Genomic DNA, 16870 nt, shown 5'->3' on the forward strand with positions numbered 1-16870 from the left:
ATAAACATATACTACACCTTCACGTAACGTCAATGTCAAACGTTTATTTTAAATATCCATATAATTTTTTTTGTATACTTTTTGATTTTTGAATTCAGTTAAGTAAAAATATGATAAACTATTAAGGGTACCGAAATAATCTTATGGAGGAAATTATGCAATCAAGTACGAATAAAAGAATGCTTCGCTCGGATGTCCCAGTGGAAACCACATGGGACCTTACACATCTTTTTGAAAACAGAACTGCATGGAAGGAATCACTTTTAGCCAATGAGAAAAAATTCGATGAAATCGCCCTTTTTAAAGGTAAACTTTGCTCAAATGCACAAACACTTTATGATTGTCTTGTTTTACTTGAAAAGGCATATGAAGAAGCTGTGAAAATTGGTACTTACTCAAACCTAAAACAATCTGAGGATGCAACAAATCCTGAAAACCAAGAAGACAGTATGCTGTATGCTACGATTGCCACTAGGGCTCAGGCAAAAGCGACTTTTATCTCATCAGAAATCACTTCACTTTCTAAAGAAGCATATCATCAACTATTTATAGAATTACCTTCACTAAATGTATATAAAAACTATCTAGATGACATATATCAGCAAAAAGAACATATGCTATCTCCTGAAACAGAACTGGCTTTCTCAAGTTTAGGAGAAGTTTTCAATGCACCATATCGCATCTACCAAGTAAGCAAAGGCGCTGATATGCAATTTGAAGATTTCGAGTATCAAGAAGAGAAATTACCAAATTCCTTTGCACTTTTTGAAACTAAATACGAATTTACACCTGATACGGATCTCAGAAGAACTGCATATGATTCTTTTACTAAGACGCTCAGTATGTATAACAACACCTATGCATCTGTCTATGCAACTGAAGTCAAAAAACAGGTCACTATAAGCAAACTAAGAGGATATGCATCTGTAACAGAGATGTTATTAGAACCTCACAAAGTATCTACTGACATGTATAACCGTCAAATAGATATTTTATTTACCCAATTGGCACCACATATGCGCCGTTTTGCTCAAATAAAAAAAGAACAGCTAGGACTAGATCAAATTCGTTTTTGCGATTTAAAAACGCCGCTTGATTCAGCCTTCAATCCCCCAGCAAATTACGAAAGTATTCAAAAGGTAATTATTGAAGCGTTAGGTGTCCTTGGCGAAAACTATACAGATATCATCAAACGTGCTTTTGATGAAAGATGGATTGATTACTCTGATAACGTCGGAAAATCAACGGGAGCGTTTTGCGCATCTCCTTATGGCGTACACTCATATATCCTAATCAGTTATCAAGAGTCTATGCGCTCTGCTTTCACACTTGCACATGAACTTGGACATGCTGGTCATTTCAATATTGCAAACAAAACGCAAAGGATTTTCGATACACGCCCTTCAACTTATTTTGTGGAAGCTCCTTCTACTATGAATGAAATTTTGCTTGCAAATCATTTGATGAAATCTAATGATTCACCTCAAATGAAACGTTGGGTGATTTTGCAACTTATGGGAACTTACTATCACAATTTTGTGACACACTTACTTGAAGCAGAATTTCAAAGACGTGTTTATGCCCACGCTGAAGCCGGCGGTGGTTTAACAGCTAAAGTGCTTAATGGCTTAAAGCTCTCTGTTATAAAAGAATTCTGGGGAGATGCAGTGGAAATTGATGATGCTGCTGGAATGACTTGGATGAGACAACCTCATTATTATATGGGTTTGTATCCTTACACTTACTCAGCAGGACTAACGCTATCAACTGCAGTTTCAAAAGAAATCAGCTCTAAAGGTAAACCTGCTGTAGATAGATGGCTTTCAGTCCTGGCTGCTGGTGGTACGAAACGACCACTTGACCTCGCACTTATGGCAGGTATAGATATGTCCACTACTGAACCAGTGCAATCAGCAGTTTCATATGTTGGTGAACTTATCGACGAGTTGGAAAGACTGTACAAATAAGAAATCCACACCACAACTATTGACTTAGAGCATCAAAATTAAATTATAAAAGCCAGTTTGATCACTCAAACTGGCTTTTTCACTACTTTTTATAATAGAAAAATGTTTTACTCGATTCAAAGTTATAACGTTGTGGTTGAATGATTTGCTCAGTACTTCCTACAAAGAAATAACCATCATTAACAAGAGCTCCGTAGAATTTTTTATACATTTCGTCTTTCGCTTCTTCAGTAAAATAAATCATGACATTGCGACATACGACCATATCAAATCCCTTAGGGTATTCATCTAGTAAAAGATTCATCTTCTTAAATTCAACACAATTTTTAACTTCGTCTTTGATTCTAAAACCTTTACCTACCGGCTCAAAGAATTTCTTCACATAAGCTTCTGGAACATTTTTAATACTCTTATCAGAATACATTCCTATTTTCGCTTTGTTAAGTGCTTCATCATCAAAATCAACTGCTAAAATCTTAATGTCTTTTAGTGGTACAAATTCACTTAAGCACATGACTAAAGAATACGGTTCCTCACCTGTGGAACATGCAGCTGACCAAATCTTTGGTCGCTTAGTTCTCTTTAATAGGGCCGGAAAAATATCTTCTCTTAGTGCATCCCACTGTGTAGGGTTTCTATAGAATTCAGATACGTTAATCGTTAAATAGTTAATAAATTCATCAAATGCGCCTTTGTTTGAATCTATCAATTTATAATAAGATTCAAAATCACTTAAGCCATGTCTAGTAATCAATGACTCAATTCTTCTTTTCATTTGACGTTCTTTATAAAGTGTTAAATCCAATTTTGTTTTTTTAAACACGCGCTCTTTAAACTGTTCATATCCTTCCATAAAATCCCCCAATAATCAATTAATTAGTTTCCGATAACTGGACTATAAAAAACGATAGTAAAAAAGCCGATATAAAATCGGCTTTTATAATTGAGTCTTTATTCAGCTTCTACTTCAGCCGCTTCTTGAACAACTGGTTCGTGTACCGCTTTCATAGAAAGCTTCACTTTTTTCTCATCAGATACATACTCAAGTATTCTAACCTCAACATTTTGGTTAACTTTTAATACGTCTGATGGCTTCTCAACGTGCTCTTTAGCAATGTGTGAAACATGTACTAAACCTTCAATACCTGGTTCAAGTTCAACAAATGCACCAAAATCAGTTAAATTAACAACTTTACCGTTGTAGATGCCATTTACTTCATATTTCTCAGTAAATGTCTCCCATGGCTCAGGAGTCAATTGTTTGATCGATAGTGAAATCTTATTTTCTTCTTTGTTAGCATCGATAATTTTTACGTCTACCATTTGTCCAACTCTTACAAACTCAGAAGCTGGTTTAATTCTTCCCCAACTCATCTCTGTAACGTGAACAAGTCCATCCATACCACCGATATCTACAAATGCGCCAAAGTTAGTGATGCGTTTAACTTCACCCTTAACCACTTGACCCACTTCGATGTTCTTCCAGAATGCTTCTTTTGCTGCTTGTTTTTCAAGTAAAGCAAATTCTTTATGTGAGAATACAGCTCTTCTTTTTTGTTTGTTGATTTCAATTACTTTAACTTTAAGTTCTTGACCAAGGTATGGCTTAAGATTTTTAACAAATCTGTCTGAAAGTTGTGATGCTGGTACAAAACCTCTAATTTCTTTGTAGAAAGCAATAATACCACCATTTACTGTATCAGTTACCTTAACTAAAATTGGTTCATCTTTTTCATGAATTGCTTCAAGTTCTTCCCAATCTTTATCAACATTTACTTTTCTTAGTGAAAGTAGAATGTTTCCTTCGCCATTATCATGGCTAACGATGAACACATCTAGTTCATCACCCTCTTTGAAATTCTCTTGTAAATCGAAATTAGTATCTGCAGACACTTCGTTTCTAGGAATTACGCCGTCAGATTTATAGCCAATGTTAACTATGATAACATCAGCATTAACTTGAATTATGCTTCCTTTAACAATTGACCCTCTTCTTGGAATTTTCAATGATTCTTCGATTTGCTCCATCATTTCAGCCATTGAATTGTGATTATCCATTAAAAAATTACCTCGCCTTCGTTTTCTATTTTAAGAATGACCGACTGGATTATCCAGTCAGGTGTAGACGCACCGGCAGTGATGCCAACAATCTTTGAACCAATCAGGTCTACACTTATTAAATCATCCTTAGTTTCAATATGAATTGTTTTTACTTGCTTTGCACATAGTTCTGCAAGCTTTATCGTATTAGAACTATGCTTTCCTCCAACCACGACCATGAGGTCTACTTTACCTGCAAGATCAAGAACCGCTTGTTGACGCTGCTCCGTTGCATGACAGATAGTATTGAAGATAATTACATCGGATAAACGGCTTTCAATTTCTTTTGAAAGAATTTCCCACTGCTTAATGCTGTATGTGGTTTGAGCCACTACACAAGTAGGACGGTTAAAGTCCTTGATAAGTTCCAATTGCTCAAAATTTTCTATTATGAGCGCTTGGTTTTCACACCAACCATTAATTCCAATCACTTCTGGATGGACAGCATTTCCTACAATGATTATATTATACCCTTTAGTGGTATAAGTTGAAACCGTATTTTGAATTTTTTTTACATAAGGACATGTTGCATCATGAATTTTAATTCCTCTGGCAGCAGCTTCATCATAAATATGCTTCGGTGCACCATGGGAACGAATCACAACACTGACACTTTCTATCTCATTATCCCTTAAATCGGAAATATTATCAATGACCAAAACACCATTTTGTTCATAATAATCAGTCACTTGTTTATTGTGTATAATAGGACCAAGTGTATAAACTTTCTGGTGGTCTGAAATCAATGACTCCAAGATATTGACAGCGCGCTTCACGCCATAGCAATAACCAGAGTGCTCAGCAACTTGTATTTTCATATAAACCTCGTTATTATAACATACTCTAGAGTCTATGTCTAGCAATGAAATATGAACATTTCCAAATCGATTTATTTCTGTTTATAGTACTTTAACTGACTATATATCCTGTTCATGATCTCTTGTGAAATAGTTTCATATTGTTCTGGTTCAAGTTTTTGGTCATAATACTCACTATATTCAACAGGTTTGTGAAAAACAACCCTAAGTGGTTTTCTAAATTTATAATAAGAATCAATGGTAATTGCGAGTACTGGGGTTTTAGTTCTTATGGCAAACATAGCAGTTCCAGCTTTTACAGGTAATGGCATATAACCTTTGTTTCTCGTCCCCTCAGGAAATAAACCTAGATTTTGATCCGCTTTTAATATCCCCAGCGCAGTCTTAATTGCCTTTAAATCATTTGCATCACGATCAACTGGAAAAACACCAATTTTCCTTAAAAATGCTGCAACAATTTTGAACTTAAACAGTTCCTTTTTAGCCATAAACCTTGCTTCTAATGGTAATAATCCCCCTAGAACAAAAGGATCTTGTAAATTTAAATGATTCGCACAAATTACATAATGCCGACTGAGATCGATATTCTCAATGCCTTCAACTTCTAACTTAAAAAATAGCTTATAATAAAGATATGCTCCTGTCTTACAAGTTTTATACAACCAATTCATCAAACGCCTACTTTCTTACGCCTTTAACATAATCCAAAATCAATACAACCACTTCTTCAATAGTGTATGAAGTTGTATCAACCTCAATAGCGTCTTCTGCCTTCTTAAGAGGGGAAATCTCTCTGTTTGAGTCTAGTTCATCTCTTAAAATTATTTCTTCTACAAGCGCCTCTAATGTGGCTTCAAATCCTTTTGCTTTTAACTCTAACAAACGACGTTTTGCGCGTTCTGTTGGATCTGCTACAAGAAAAAATTTATAAGTAGCATTTGGAAGTACAACTGTACCAATATCTCTCCCATCCATAATAACAGCTTGACCTAGTGCAATTTTTTGTTGCATCTTTACCATTTCTGATCTGACATATGCATCCATCGATACGACTGAGACATTTCTAGTTACCTCAGGCGTTCTGATAGCATCTGTTACATCTATATTATTTACATATAATTTTGAAACGGTCATATTGAGATCCATCTGGTTAACAATTTTTTTAAGTGCTTCCGGATTATGAAGATCTACTTTATGGTTAAGTGCTTCGAGTGTTACAGCTCTATACATCGCACCTGTATCAAGATAAGTAATACCAAGTCGTTTAGAAATTTCTTTTGCTACTGTACTCTTTCCCGATCCAGCGGGTCCATCTATTGCAATTTGAAGATAAGCCATCATACGCTCCTAAATATAAAATTAAAAAACACCAAAAGAGGTGTTATTAAAATTATAGCTTAAATTAGTCTTTTAATCAAACATCAAATGGGCATGATTACTCATGCCCATTCACATATATAATTACTTTAGCCCATAGATACCATATTCTTCCCAAATGCGTTCGAGTTTTTCTAAATTTTTCTCTACGCCTTCTTTTTTTAAGCTTATACCAATAATTAAAGCATTGATTAAACTCATAGGGGCAACAAATGAATCTATAAAGGTATTCATATTATATTTTGCAGTTAAACAATATTTTACTTTTTCAAATAATGGAGAATTAAGGCCATCAGTAATACCTAAAATTGTCGTTTCATTTTTTATCGCATAATCTACACAGTCATATGTTCTCTTAGAATACCTAGGAAAAGACAATACAATCATAGCGTCATCTTTTGACATATTCAATAATTGATCATAGACATCTTGCGCAGTCTCATGTATAACATGAATTTCCGGAAGTATAAAATTGAGATAAAATCCAAGATAATTTGCCAAAACCGATGAACTTCTAAGTCCTAATATATAAACTTTTTTTGCCTTTATAATCTCCGCTATGAAGTTATTGAGTAAATTTGAATCAAACTGGTCAATGGTTTGACGGATATTATCGATGTCATTTACCATAATCTTTGTAAGATATTCCGACTCAGTGTGATCTTTTGACATTTCAAAGCGTTGAACTGTGGTCAATTTAGTTTTAATTGTTTCTTGAAGTTCCTTCTGAAGTTCTGGATAACCATCATATCCGATTGAGCCTGCAAATCTCACCACTGTGGATTCGCTAATATCAACGTTTTTCCCAAGTGTGGATGCAGTCATAAATGCAACTTTATCATAGTTGGATAGAATATAGTCCGCTATTTTTTTATGGCTTTTACTCAGCGTTAAATACTGTTGTCTGATGCGACCTAATAAATCTGAACTACTCATGCTCGTCTCTCCAAATTCATGAAACTATATATTTTTTGCTAACTCGTATCCTTTTTTAAGTGCAAGTCGGTTAAGATCTTCTGTTCCTTTTGGAATTCTTGACATAATCGCTTGCTCTAAACTCTCTTCTGAAACGATTCCAGTTAAACCAACAATTAAACCAAGTGCAACGATATTGGCAACAATTTCTTTTCCCACTTCGCTTACTGCAGTTTTAATGATTGGTATTTTATATATATTTTTCGCCTTGATTCCTTCAGGTAATTGAATGGTATCATCAACGATAATTGTACCCTCTTCTGAGATATCACCGATATATTTGTCACTGGCAATTTGTGTTAATGCTAAAGTCATCGTTGGTAATGTAACTTTAGGAAAATCTATCGCAGCATCGCTGATAATAACTTCTGCTTTACTCGCGCCACCTCTTGCTTCTGGTCCATAACTTTGAGTTTGAATCGCGTTCATATTATCTTTTAAAGCTGCTTCAGCTAGAATAATACCTGCAGTGATTAATCCTTGTCCACCTGAACCAGATAATCTTAATTCCAATTGTTTGCTCATCACATTCACTCCTCGACTATTTTTTCAACTGCTCAATGATTTTGTCATATTGTTCAGTGTATTCAGGTTCGATTTTGTTGATGAATTCTCCCATTAGGAATTTACCTTCTTTTTTCTCAGGAGGTAATTTTTCAGCAACCTTGTGATCTACAAAGCTGTCTTTCAACCAATTCATCATATCGACAACTGAACCTTTTTTGTTCTTGCGACCATAGTAAGTAGGGCAAATTGAGATAGCTTCAACCAAAGAGAAACCTTTATGACTAATTGCCGATTCAATAAGTTTATCCATTTGGTTAACATGATAAACGGTAGTTTTTGCAGCATACGTTGCACCAGCTCCCATAGCCAACTGTGTAATATCAAATGGTTTATCGATATTTCCGTAAGGTGCAGTTGTACCTTTTTCGTTAGTCGGTGTCGTTGGTGAATATTGTCCACCTGTCATACCATAAATGTTATTATTGAAACAAATTGTTGTTAATCCTATATTTCTTCTTGCAGCATGGATTAAATGATTTCCACCAATTGCTGATAAGTCACCATCGCCAGCTATTACAATAACTTCAAGTTCTGGATTTGCAAGTTTTACACCTGTTGCAAAAGCAAGTGCGCGACCATGCGTTGTATGGAGTGTGTTGAAATCCATATAACCTGGTGCTCTTGATGAACAACCGATTCCTGAAACGATACAAACCTTATCTTTATCGAGTCCCAATTTTTCAATTGAACGGGCAATTGAAGCCATAATGATACCATGACCACAGCCTGGACACCATATATGTGGGAATTTTTCCATACGGAAGTAACCTTCTACTAAAGGATGATTCATTATAATACCTCCTTAAACTTACGGATGAGTTCCTCAGGTGTTAACACTTCACCATTGGCTTTACCACAGAATCTAACTGGACAGTTGCCTTTTACAACGCGCTCAACTTCAAGTTTCATCTGACCGTAATTTAATTCAGCTACTAAAACGTCTTTCACTTTTTCGCTTAACTCAACCACTTGCTTTTCAGGAAATGGCCAAACTGTAATTGGTCTAAACAAGCCAACCTTTATCCCCTCAGCTCTAAGTGTTTTGATTGCTGCTTTTGCTGTTCTAGCAGTTCCACCATATGCAACAATTAAATATTCTGCATCTGCAGTTTCTATTTCTTCATAGGTGATAATATCTTCTTTATTATTTTCAATTTTAGCCATCAAACGATCCATTAAGACAGCTGCATTCTTAGTACTATTACTTGGGAAACCTGTCTCATCGTGCATAAGACCAGTTACATGGTATCTAAAACCAGAACCGAAATCAGCCATCTTTGGAACAATATCCCCATCATATACTTTATAAGCTTTATAATCTTCACCTAAAGTTGGTTTAATTCTATTATATATTTCAATTTCAGATTGATCTGGAATCTCAATTTTTTCTCTCATATGTCCAGTGATTTCATCTGTTAATAAAATAACTGGTGTTCTATATTTCTCAGCCAAGTTAAAAGCTCTAATGGTTAAATCAAAAGTTTCTTTAACTGAATCCGGTGTTAAACAAATAACAGGATGATCTCCATGAGTTCCCCACATTGCTTGCATCAAATCACCTTGACCTGGTGCAGTAGGAAGACCTGTACTTGGACCACCACGTTGAACGTTTACAATTACAACTGGAACTTCAGTTAAAGCTGCATATCCTATGTTTTCTTGTTTTAATGAGAATCCTGGACCTGATGTAGCCGTCATTGCTTTCGCGCCAGTTAATGATGCACCTATAGCTGCTGCAATACCAGCAATTTCATCTTCCATTTGAATAAATTTACCACCAATGCGTGGCAATCCTTCTGCGGACAGCTCTGCAATTTCTGTAGATGGGGTAATTGGATAGCCTGAATAGAATGTCATTCCTGCCATCAAAGCGCCTTCAACACACGCTTCATTACCTTGAAGAAATTTGACTTTTCTAGCCATTATTCTTTACCTCCTAAAAATATTGCAAAATCTGGGCATCTCATTTGACACATGCCACACTTGATACAGTTTTCTCTGTCGAGCATCGTTACTTTTCCGTTTTCGTTAAAGCCCAAAACTTTTTTAGGACAAAATGCTATACAAATGCCACAACCCTTACACCATGATTCGTTGATGTGAATGGTTAAATTTTCTTTTGAATCAGCCATTGGAAATCCTCCTTTACTCTCTATACCATCATATCACAGTGATATATTTTTGCAAGGATAACTTCATTTTGACAGAAAAACTTTATAATTTGCAATTTTTCATTCAAATTGTATGGTAGGCTTTTCGTATAGTTGTATACATTTTATCGTTTTACACTACTTTTACAAGGTTGATCAAAAAAATCACTGATAGAATCTAAGTACATCAAACAGTTGAGTGGTCTATCTTCAACAATATTTTCTATATCAAATTTACTTGTAATCACCTGTGGGGCAAACGCTGAAAATCCTATATGACTATAAAAGGAGCATTCCTCATCATTTACATAAAAAATGACAGAACTACCCTTTCTTATTTCAATACTATTTAAAGTTGCACGTAACAAACCATCACCTAACTTTAACTTTCGTTCTGTAGGTGTGATATAGATACAGTCTATCATAGCAATATCAGCATCTAAAAATCTATATTGGCTTATTCCTAGTATTTTTTCACCATCATAGACCACAAAATGAGTGTAAGTAGTTTCCGATTTTAATCGGTCCAAAAGCTTACTTTGGTCAACATTCTCAAAACTTTTAATTGCTTCCTCTAGAGATTTATCCTTCAATTGTTGAATCTGAATCATTTTCGCCTCCTGGTAAGCCCACAACAGCATTTTCAGTTATTTCAGTTATTTCAGTTATTTCAGCGGTTTCAACATTTTCCTCTGGCTCTTGGACAACTTCCTTAAAACCGGTAAAAGCATCAATTTCAGGCAGATCAGAAAGTGTTCTAAATCCAAAGCTTTTTAAAAACACATCAGTAGTTCCGTAAATTTGTGGTCTACCAATCTTTTCAAGTTTTCCTTTTACTTCAACAAGTTCTCTTTCAATTAAACTATGCAGTGGCCCTTCAGAGTTTACACCTCTAATCTGCTCCATATCCAGTTTTGTGATCGGTTGTTTGTATGCAATTATTGCAAGTACTTCAAGGGCTGAATTAGATAATCCTTTGCTTTTAGAAGTGGCACACAATTGCTCTACATAAACATAATTTGCCTTAAGTGTACTAAACTGATAATGCTTATTTGCTTCAACAATTTGCAGACCGCGATGTTGTGTTTTATATTCAATCTTCATTTCTTCCAATAATTGCTCAACAGTTTGTGCTTTTAAATCAAGTATTTTTGCAATCTTATATAAACTTAAAGGCTCAGCCCAAGCAAATAATAAAGATTCTATAATCGACTTAAATTTAGCACGTTCAACACTTTCTTCCACTAGCATTGGTTCCATATAATTTACCTTTCTATTCAACAAATTCTTCTTTATTTTTTGTATCTTCCACTATTTCATGTGTTTCATCTTCATAATTGCGCTTTTGTATAACAATATCACCAAATAGATCATCTTGTTTGATTCTTACTTCTTTAAGCTTTAACAGTTCAAGTAATGCTAGAAAAGTTACAACAACTTCCTCTTTTGTAATAAGTTCACCAAATAAAGTGTTAAACTCAAAATATAGGTCCGTATTCAATCGATTCCTAACAAGTGATATTTTTTCATCCACTGTATACAAATCTCTTTTAATACCTTTAAAGTATTTTTGTCTGTTCTCATCAAAGCGATTCATTTTCAAAACAATTCGTTTAACTGCTTCTATCAAGAGGATACTATCCATAGAAGCATTTAAAGTTTCTTTGGGTACATGTGCAACATACTTGTCTAAATCATCTTGTTCTCTGAAAATCACTTCATCAAGTGTCCCTTCGGATTCACGAAGTAAGTTGGCTATATCTTTGTAACGTTTGTATTCAACCAGACGTTTTACGAGTTCTTGTCTAGGGTCATCATAACTGTAATCAAATACTTCAACTTCGTTTTTATCTGGCAACAACATCTTAGACTTAATCTCAAGTAAAGTTGAAGCCATGACGATAAATTCCGTTGCCATATCAAGATCGATTTGATCAATATCACCTATCGCAGAAATATATTGAGATGTGATGCTCACAATTGGTATATCGTAAATATCCAATTCTTCTCTCGTAATTAAATGTAACAATAGATCCAATGGACCTTCAAATGCCTCTAGTTTAATCTCTATACTCATTAATTCTACTCGCTATCCAATTTATTTCTTCATTAATTGTCATATTGACACGTTTGTTCACTTTATACTTTAATAGGGAATTTAACATTACACCAATTTGCTTGCCTTGATTTATGCCTATATTTTTAAGGTCTGTCCCCGTAACAAGCACTTTGGTAAATCGTGTTTTATCCAAGTAGGTCGAAAGCTCTATAATAAGTTCAGGGTGATCAATGGCAATAAACCCATTTTGTATTAGCAGACTTACAAATAAAATACTAGCGATTGATTTACCTTGTAACAACTTAAAAACATGCCATGCATCACAAATAAAATCAACTTGCAATCCAGATTGAATGGCTGTAATCTCTTCAATCAAAAGATTTACACTTCGATCTTGATTTTTCCAAAAAATAATATGTTCGTGATAAATGAACAATAAAAACAATACTGACCTTGTTCTATCATCTACTTCTTCAAGCAAAGCTTTGCCAAACAAAGCTAAACTACTGTCAAAACTCATCATAGAGTCCATTTTCACGTTTGTTAAAACTGGACTTGAACTACTTATTGTATAAAGCAATAATTTTTCATTATACAATGCGCTAATAATATGCTTGCCATTACTTTTTAGTGCATAATCTAGAATAATCTGTTTATAACGATCCAAAGAAAACTTTTCTAGTGCACTTCGAGCTAATTTACTATTAAATTTTAGCTGTGTATCCGTCTCAAAGTTTAGCCCCAACGTCACTTGGTATTTTACAGCTCGTAACAGCCTAGATGCATCTTCAACAAAACTATTTGGATGCAAAATCCTTATTAGTTTATTCTCGATATCTTCGAAAAAATGAAGGTGACTATAGTTTATTTTTAAAATGTCATTTGATTGATTTCTATTTAAGTGAGCCCCTACAAGTACGCGAATAGATGATTTCGTCATCAAAGTATATCCAGTATTTATCGTGAAATCACGTCTGTTGATATCCTTCTCCATTTTTGCTAATTGAATATCAGGTAAACCATTAGCACGATTATAAGTTTCCATTCTAAACGCAGCTACATCGACGTTATAATCACCTATATTTATGGAGAAAGTTGAGAACTGCGATTTGTTTAATGCGTAATTTTTTTCGAGTTTTTGACATAAAACTTCAAAACCATGACTATCAATCGCCAAATCAAAATCAGTACTTTTTTTACATAGCAAATAATCACGCACACAACCACCTACAAAATAGACTGGAATTTCGCTCTGCTTACAAACCTCATAAACTTGATCCAAAAAAATTATTAGTTCTCGCTGACCATTCATTTATACACCCATAAAAGTAATCTCTGCAAAAGCCACCATTATATTATACCTTTATCATCGCACTCTGACAACCTGCTTCACACGCTCTAACTAACCTTCCAATATGCTTTGAAAATTAAAAAAGCTGGAGACACCCTCTTATAGAAAGGTGTGCTCCAGCACATGGTTTAAAATTTATTTTTTACTCAACAATTTCATAAATATATTTGACTGCTTCTGGTTTATGTCCACTAATGACAAATGCTGATCTTACTACGCGCTCAGCTTCAGCAACATCATCTAAATTCGTGTGAAGAACACATAAAACATCACCTAAATTTACATGGTCACCTAGTTTTTTCTTAATGGTAATTCCAGCTGCAAAATCTATATTGTCTTCTTTTTTTCTTCTTCCAGCGCCTAGCATCATCGCCGAGATACCTACTTTTTCAGAATCAAAACCACCGACAAAACCCTCAAGATCTGCTTTAACCTCAATATGTCTAGAAGCCTGCGGTAATTTTTCTGGATGTGTAATGACATCTGGATTACCACCTTGAATCTCAACAAATTTTTTCAGCACTTCAATGGCTTCTCCTGATGCAATTAGCTTTTCAAAATGTTTACGGGCATCTTCATTATTTTTAAATGCACCACCAAGTACAGCCATATAAGATGCAATCGTTAAAGCTACTTCTGTTTCATCTTCAGCACCTCTCCCACTTAACACTTCAATGGCTTCCTTAATTTCGTTAGCATTGCCGACTTCATGACCAAGTGGTTGATCCATATTAGTAATCACAGCGACTGTTCTTCTATTAAGAGATTTTCCGATATCTACCATGGTTCTAGCAAGTTCTCTAGCATCATCAAGTGATTTCATAAAAGCACCAGAACCGACTTTAACGTCTAAAACAATTGCATCTGTTCCCGCTGCAATTTTCTTACTCATAATTGAACTTGCAATTAAAGGAATACTATCTATTGTACCTGTTACATCTCTAAGAGCATAAAGTTTTTTATCAGCAGGCGTCAAATTGCCAGATTGTCCGACAATTGCCATTTTGTAGGTGTTGACGTTGTTAATAAAATCTTCATTTGAAAGTTCAACTTTAAAGCCTTCAATTGCTTCTAGTTTATCAATGGTTCCACCAGTATGACCTAGACCTCTGCCTGACATCTTTGCAACAGGTACGCCAACAGACGCTACTAGAGGTATAACAATCAAGCTAATCTTGTCACCTACACCGCCAGTTGAATGCTTGTCGACTTTGATCCCTTCAATTCGGCTTAAATCAACTGTATCTCCAGATCTTACCATCGCGTCCGTTAAATCTGCGATTTCCCTCGATTCCATTCCTTTAAAATAGATTGCCATTAAGAGTGCTGAGATCTGATAATCAGGAATTTCTCCATTTGTATAACCCGAAACGAAAAAATCTATCTCTGCTTTTGTAAGGCTCTCACCATGCTTTTTCTTATTAATTAAATCAACTATACGCATTATTTGCCTCCAAGACTATGCTATTTCAACGATTCTATTAACTAATTTGATAAACGTACTTTGAACACGATTGGCAACTTCAACTACCTCTTTGTGGTTAAGTGCTGTTTTCTGGATGCCAGCTGCCATATTAGTAATGCAAGAAATTCCAGTTACTTTCATGCCCATATGTGTTGCCACTAAAGCCTCTGGCGCTGTAGACATACCAACAGCATCCCCGCCAAGCATCTTCGCTAATTTTACTTCTGCTGGCGTTTCGTAAGCTGGACCTGTGAAATAGAAATAAACGCCTTGCTTTAAATCAATATTCATCTTATCAGCTTCTTGTAGAATCTTTTCATTAAACTCAGGGCTATATATATGTGATGCGTCTGGAAATCTTGGGCCAAGTTCCGCTTCATTTTTACCAATAAGCGGGCTTATCCCCATAATATTGATTTGATCTGTTATAAGCATCAATGTGCCACCAGTAAAGGCTTCATTGGTTCCTCCAGCTGCATTGGTTAGGATCAAATGCTCCACGCCAATCGCCTTTAGAACTCTTACTGGAAATGTGATTTCTTGTAAAGTATAACCTTCGTAATAATGAAAACGGCCTTGCATCGCTATTACATTTTTTCCTTGTAATTTTCCTATTACAAATTGACCTTCGTGCCCTTCAACTGTTGAAACTGGAAAATGAGGTATTTCACTGTACTTAATCTTTATAGGTGCTTCTATCTGCTCAGCCATAACGCCAAGTCCAGAACCGAGAACTAATCCTATTTCGGGTTTAAAGTCGATTTTTGATTCGATATAAGCTTTCGCTTCGTTCATTTTCGTCAATAGATCTAACATTTCTTCCTCCATCACTTTGAGTCGCATATTTTTATCTCTATATTAATAAAACTACTTTAGTATTTCATTTTTAAAACTAGTGCCATAAGGTGTAGATGATATTCCTAAAATATCAGATACAGTTGCTGCAACATCAGCGAAAGTTTTTCTCGTACCGATATTTGTCCCAGCTTTAACTTGCTCACCAAAAATCAATAATGGAATATACTCTCTTGTGTGATCAGTACCTTTATATGCAGGATCGTTGCCATGATCTGCTAAAATAATCATCAAATCATTCGCTTTCATTGCACCCATTAGTTCAGGTAGTCTTGCATCTACTTCTTCAATTGCATTGCGATATCCAGCAACATCTCTTCTGTGACCAAATTTCGCATCAAAATCAACTAGGTTAGTAAATAAAATTCCTTCAAAATCAGCTTTCATATAATTAAGGGTTTGATCAACGCCATCCATATTATCTTTTGTATGCACGTCATCTGTTATACCTTCACCATCATAAATATCAACTATTTTTCCTACGGCTTTAACTTTTAAACCAGCTTCTTTTGCGTAATCCAGTACTGTTTTTTGAAATGGTTTAATGCTATAATCTCTTCTATTTGATGTTCTTTGGAAATTGCCTGGTTCACCGATAAATGGACGGGCAATTACACGAGCAACTTGATCATCTCCCATCAACATATCACGTGCAATTTGACACATACGGTAAAGTTCATCAAGAGGAATCACATCTTCGTGCGCCGCAATTTGAAATACACTATCCGCTGAAGTATAGACGATTGGATTTCCCGTTTTCATGTGTTCTTCACCAAGTTCATCTAAAACTACAGTACCCGATGCAGGTTTGTTACAAAGTACTTTTCTCCCTGTTTTAGCTTCAAACTCATCGATGATGTATTTTGGGAAGCCATCTGGATACGTTTTAAAAGGTTGTTCTATATATAGTCCAGCAATCTCCCAGTGTCCAGTGGTTGTATCCTTCCCATTGGATGCTTCAAGACTTCTACCATACGCCCCTATTGGTGAAGGGGCAGCCTCGATGTAATCAACACCATCGATATTGCCAATTCCAAGTTTTCTTAAGTTTGGGATCTTAAAATCATCTGTTGATTTTGCAATATTTCCCAAAGTATTTACGCCAATATCACCAAATTTCTCCGAATCCGGCAATGCACCAATTCCTACACTATCAAGTACAAAAAGTATCACTCGATTAATCATA

18 protein-coding genes are annotated in these 16870 nt (G+C 35.2%); 1 reads left to right on the top strand and 17 read right to left on the bottom strand.

The features are described from left to right. Positions 1–155: 155 nt before the first annotated feature. Positions 156–1967, top strand: coding sequence for an oligoendopeptidase F (gene pepF / locus QE109_RS02765; protein WP_281092849.1), 1812 nt, complete (start codon positions 156–158; stop codon positions 1965–1967). Between the two features lie 82 nt (positions 1968–2049). Here the strand turns inward: pepF and QE109_RS02770 are convergent, their stop codons facing one another. The 17 genes from QE109_RS02770 to QE109_RS02850 all read right to left on the bottom strand — a co-directional run bounded on the left by QE109_RS02770 (position 2050) and on the right by QE109_RS02850 (position 16869). Further along, positions 2050–2820, bottom strand: a complete 771-nt coding sequence (locus QE109_RS02770; protein ID WP_281092850.1) for a CheR family methyltransferase — start codon at positions 2818–2820, stop codon at positions 2050–2052. A 98-nt stretch (positions 2821–2918) separates the two neighbouring features. After that, the gene (rpsA, locus tag QE109_RS02775) at positions 2919–4007 is read right to left on the bottom strand and encodes a 30S ribosomal protein S1 (protein WP_281092851.1); all 1089 of its coding nucleotides are present in this window, start codon (positions 4005–4007) and stop codon (positions 2919–2921) included. A 17-nt stretch (positions 4008–4024) separates the two neighbouring features. Next, positions 4025–4885, bottom strand: a complete 861-nt coding sequence (gene ispH, locus QE109_RS02780) for a 4-hydroxy-3-methylbut-2-enyl diphosphate reductase (protein ID WP_281092852.1) — start codon at positions 4883–4885, stop codon at positions 4025–4027. Between the two features lie 71 nt (positions 4886–4956). Continuing rightward, the gene (locus QE109_RS02785) at positions 4957–5556 is read right to left on the bottom strand and encodes a lysophospholipid acyltransferase family protein (RefSeq protein ID WP_281092853.1); all 600 of its coding nucleotides are present in this window, start codon (positions 5554–5556) and stop codon (positions 4957–4959) included. A 7-nt stretch (positions 5557–5563) separates the two neighbouring features. Continuing rightward, positions 5564–6223: a (d)CMP kinase gene (cmk, locus tag QE109_RS02790; protein WP_281092854.1), complete on the bottom strand. Its 660-nt coding sequence runs from the start codon at positions 6221–6223 to the stop codon at positions 5564–5566. Between the two features lie 123 nt (positions 6224–6346). After that, on the bottom strand, positions 6347–7198 hold the full coding sequence (locus QE109_RS02795) for a MurR/RpiR family transcriptional regulator (RefSeq protein WP_281092855.1): 852 nt from the start codon (positions 7196–7198) through the stop codon (positions 6347–6349). 24 nt (positions 7199–7222) lie between these two features. Then, positions 7223–7762 (bottom strand): 2-oxoacid:acceptor oxidoreductase family protein, encoded by a 540-nt coding sequence (locus QE109_RS02800; RefSeq protein WP_281092856.1) that lies wholly within the window; start codon positions 7760–7762, stop codon positions 7223–7225. A 16-nt stretch (positions 7763–7778) separates the two neighbouring features. Then, positions 7779–8594: a 2-oxoacid:ferredoxin oxidoreductase subunit beta gene (locus tag QE109_RS02805; protein WP_281092857.1), complete on the bottom strand. Its 816-nt coding sequence runs from the start codon at positions 8592–8594 to the stop codon at positions 7779–7781. After that, positions 8594–9727: a 2-oxoacid:acceptor oxidoreductase subunit alpha gene (locus QE109_RS02810; protein ID WP_281092858.1), complete on the bottom strand. Its 1134-nt coding sequence runs from the start codon at positions 9725–9727 to the stop codon at positions 8594–8596. Before QE109_RS02810 ends, QE109_RS02805 begins: the two co-directional genes overlap by 1 nt. Then, entirely contained in the window at positions 9727–9936 is a 210-nt protein-coding gene (locus QE109_RS02815) for a 4Fe-4S dicluster domain-containing protein (protein ID WP_281092859.1), read from the bottom strand. Before QE109_RS02815 ends, QE109_RS02810 begins: the two co-directional genes overlap by 1 nt. A 143-nt stretch (positions 9937–10079) precedes the next feature. Then, positions 10080–10565 (bottom strand): GNAT family N-acetyltransferase, encoded by a 486-nt coding sequence (locus QE109_RS02820; protein WP_281092860.1) that lies wholly within the window; start codon positions 10563–10565, stop codon positions 10080–10082. Beyond that, on the bottom strand, positions 10537–11235 hold the full coding sequence (gene scpB / locus QE109_RS02825; RefSeq protein ID WP_281092861.1) for an SMC-Scp complex subunit ScpB: 699 nt from the start codon (positions 11233–11235) through the stop codon (positions 10537–10539). Before scpB ends, QE109_RS02820 begins: the two co-directional genes overlap by 29 nt. Next, complete coding sequence (locus QE109_RS02830) at positions 11228–12031, bottom strand: segregation and condensation protein A (protein ID WP_281092862.1); 804 nt, start codon at positions 12029–12031, stop codon at positions 11228–11230. The genes scpB and QE109_RS02830 overlap by 8 nt, the downstream gene beginning before the upstream one ends. Further along, the gene (locus QE109_RS02835; RefSeq protein ID WP_281092863.1) at positions 12015–13295 is read right to left on the bottom strand and encodes a tRNA nucleotidyltransferase/poly(A) polymerase family protein; all 1281 of its coding nucleotides are present in this window, start codon (positions 13293–13295) and stop codon (positions 12015–12017) included. The genes QE109_RS02830 and QE109_RS02835 overlap by 17 nt, the downstream gene beginning before the upstream one ends. Before the next feature lie 211 nt (positions 13296–13506). Continuing rightward, positions 13507–14808, bottom strand: coding sequence for a pyrimidine-nucleoside phosphorylase (locus QE109_RS02840; RefSeq protein ID WP_281092864.1), 1302 nt, complete (start codon positions 14806–14808; stop codon positions 13507–13509). Between the two features lie 15 nt (positions 14809–14823). Then, on the bottom strand, positions 14824–15645 hold the full coding sequence (locus QE109_RS02845; protein ID WP_281092865.1) for a purine-nucleoside phosphorylase: 822 nt from the start codon (positions 15643–15645) through the stop codon (positions 14824–14826). A 51-nt stretch (positions 15646–15696) separates the two neighbouring features. Next, on the bottom strand, positions 15697–16869 hold the full coding sequence (locus tag QE109_RS02850) for a phosphopentomutase (RefSeq protein ID WP_459251421.1): 1173 nt from the start codon (positions 16867–16869) through the stop codon (positions 15697–15699). Position 16870: the final 1 nt, after the last annotated feature.

It is taken from the genome of Fusibacter bizertensis, from assembly GCF_029914245.1.
GTDB lineage: Bacteria > Bacillota > Clostridia > Peptostreptococcales > Acidaminobacteraceae > Fusibacter_C > Fusibacter_C bizertensis.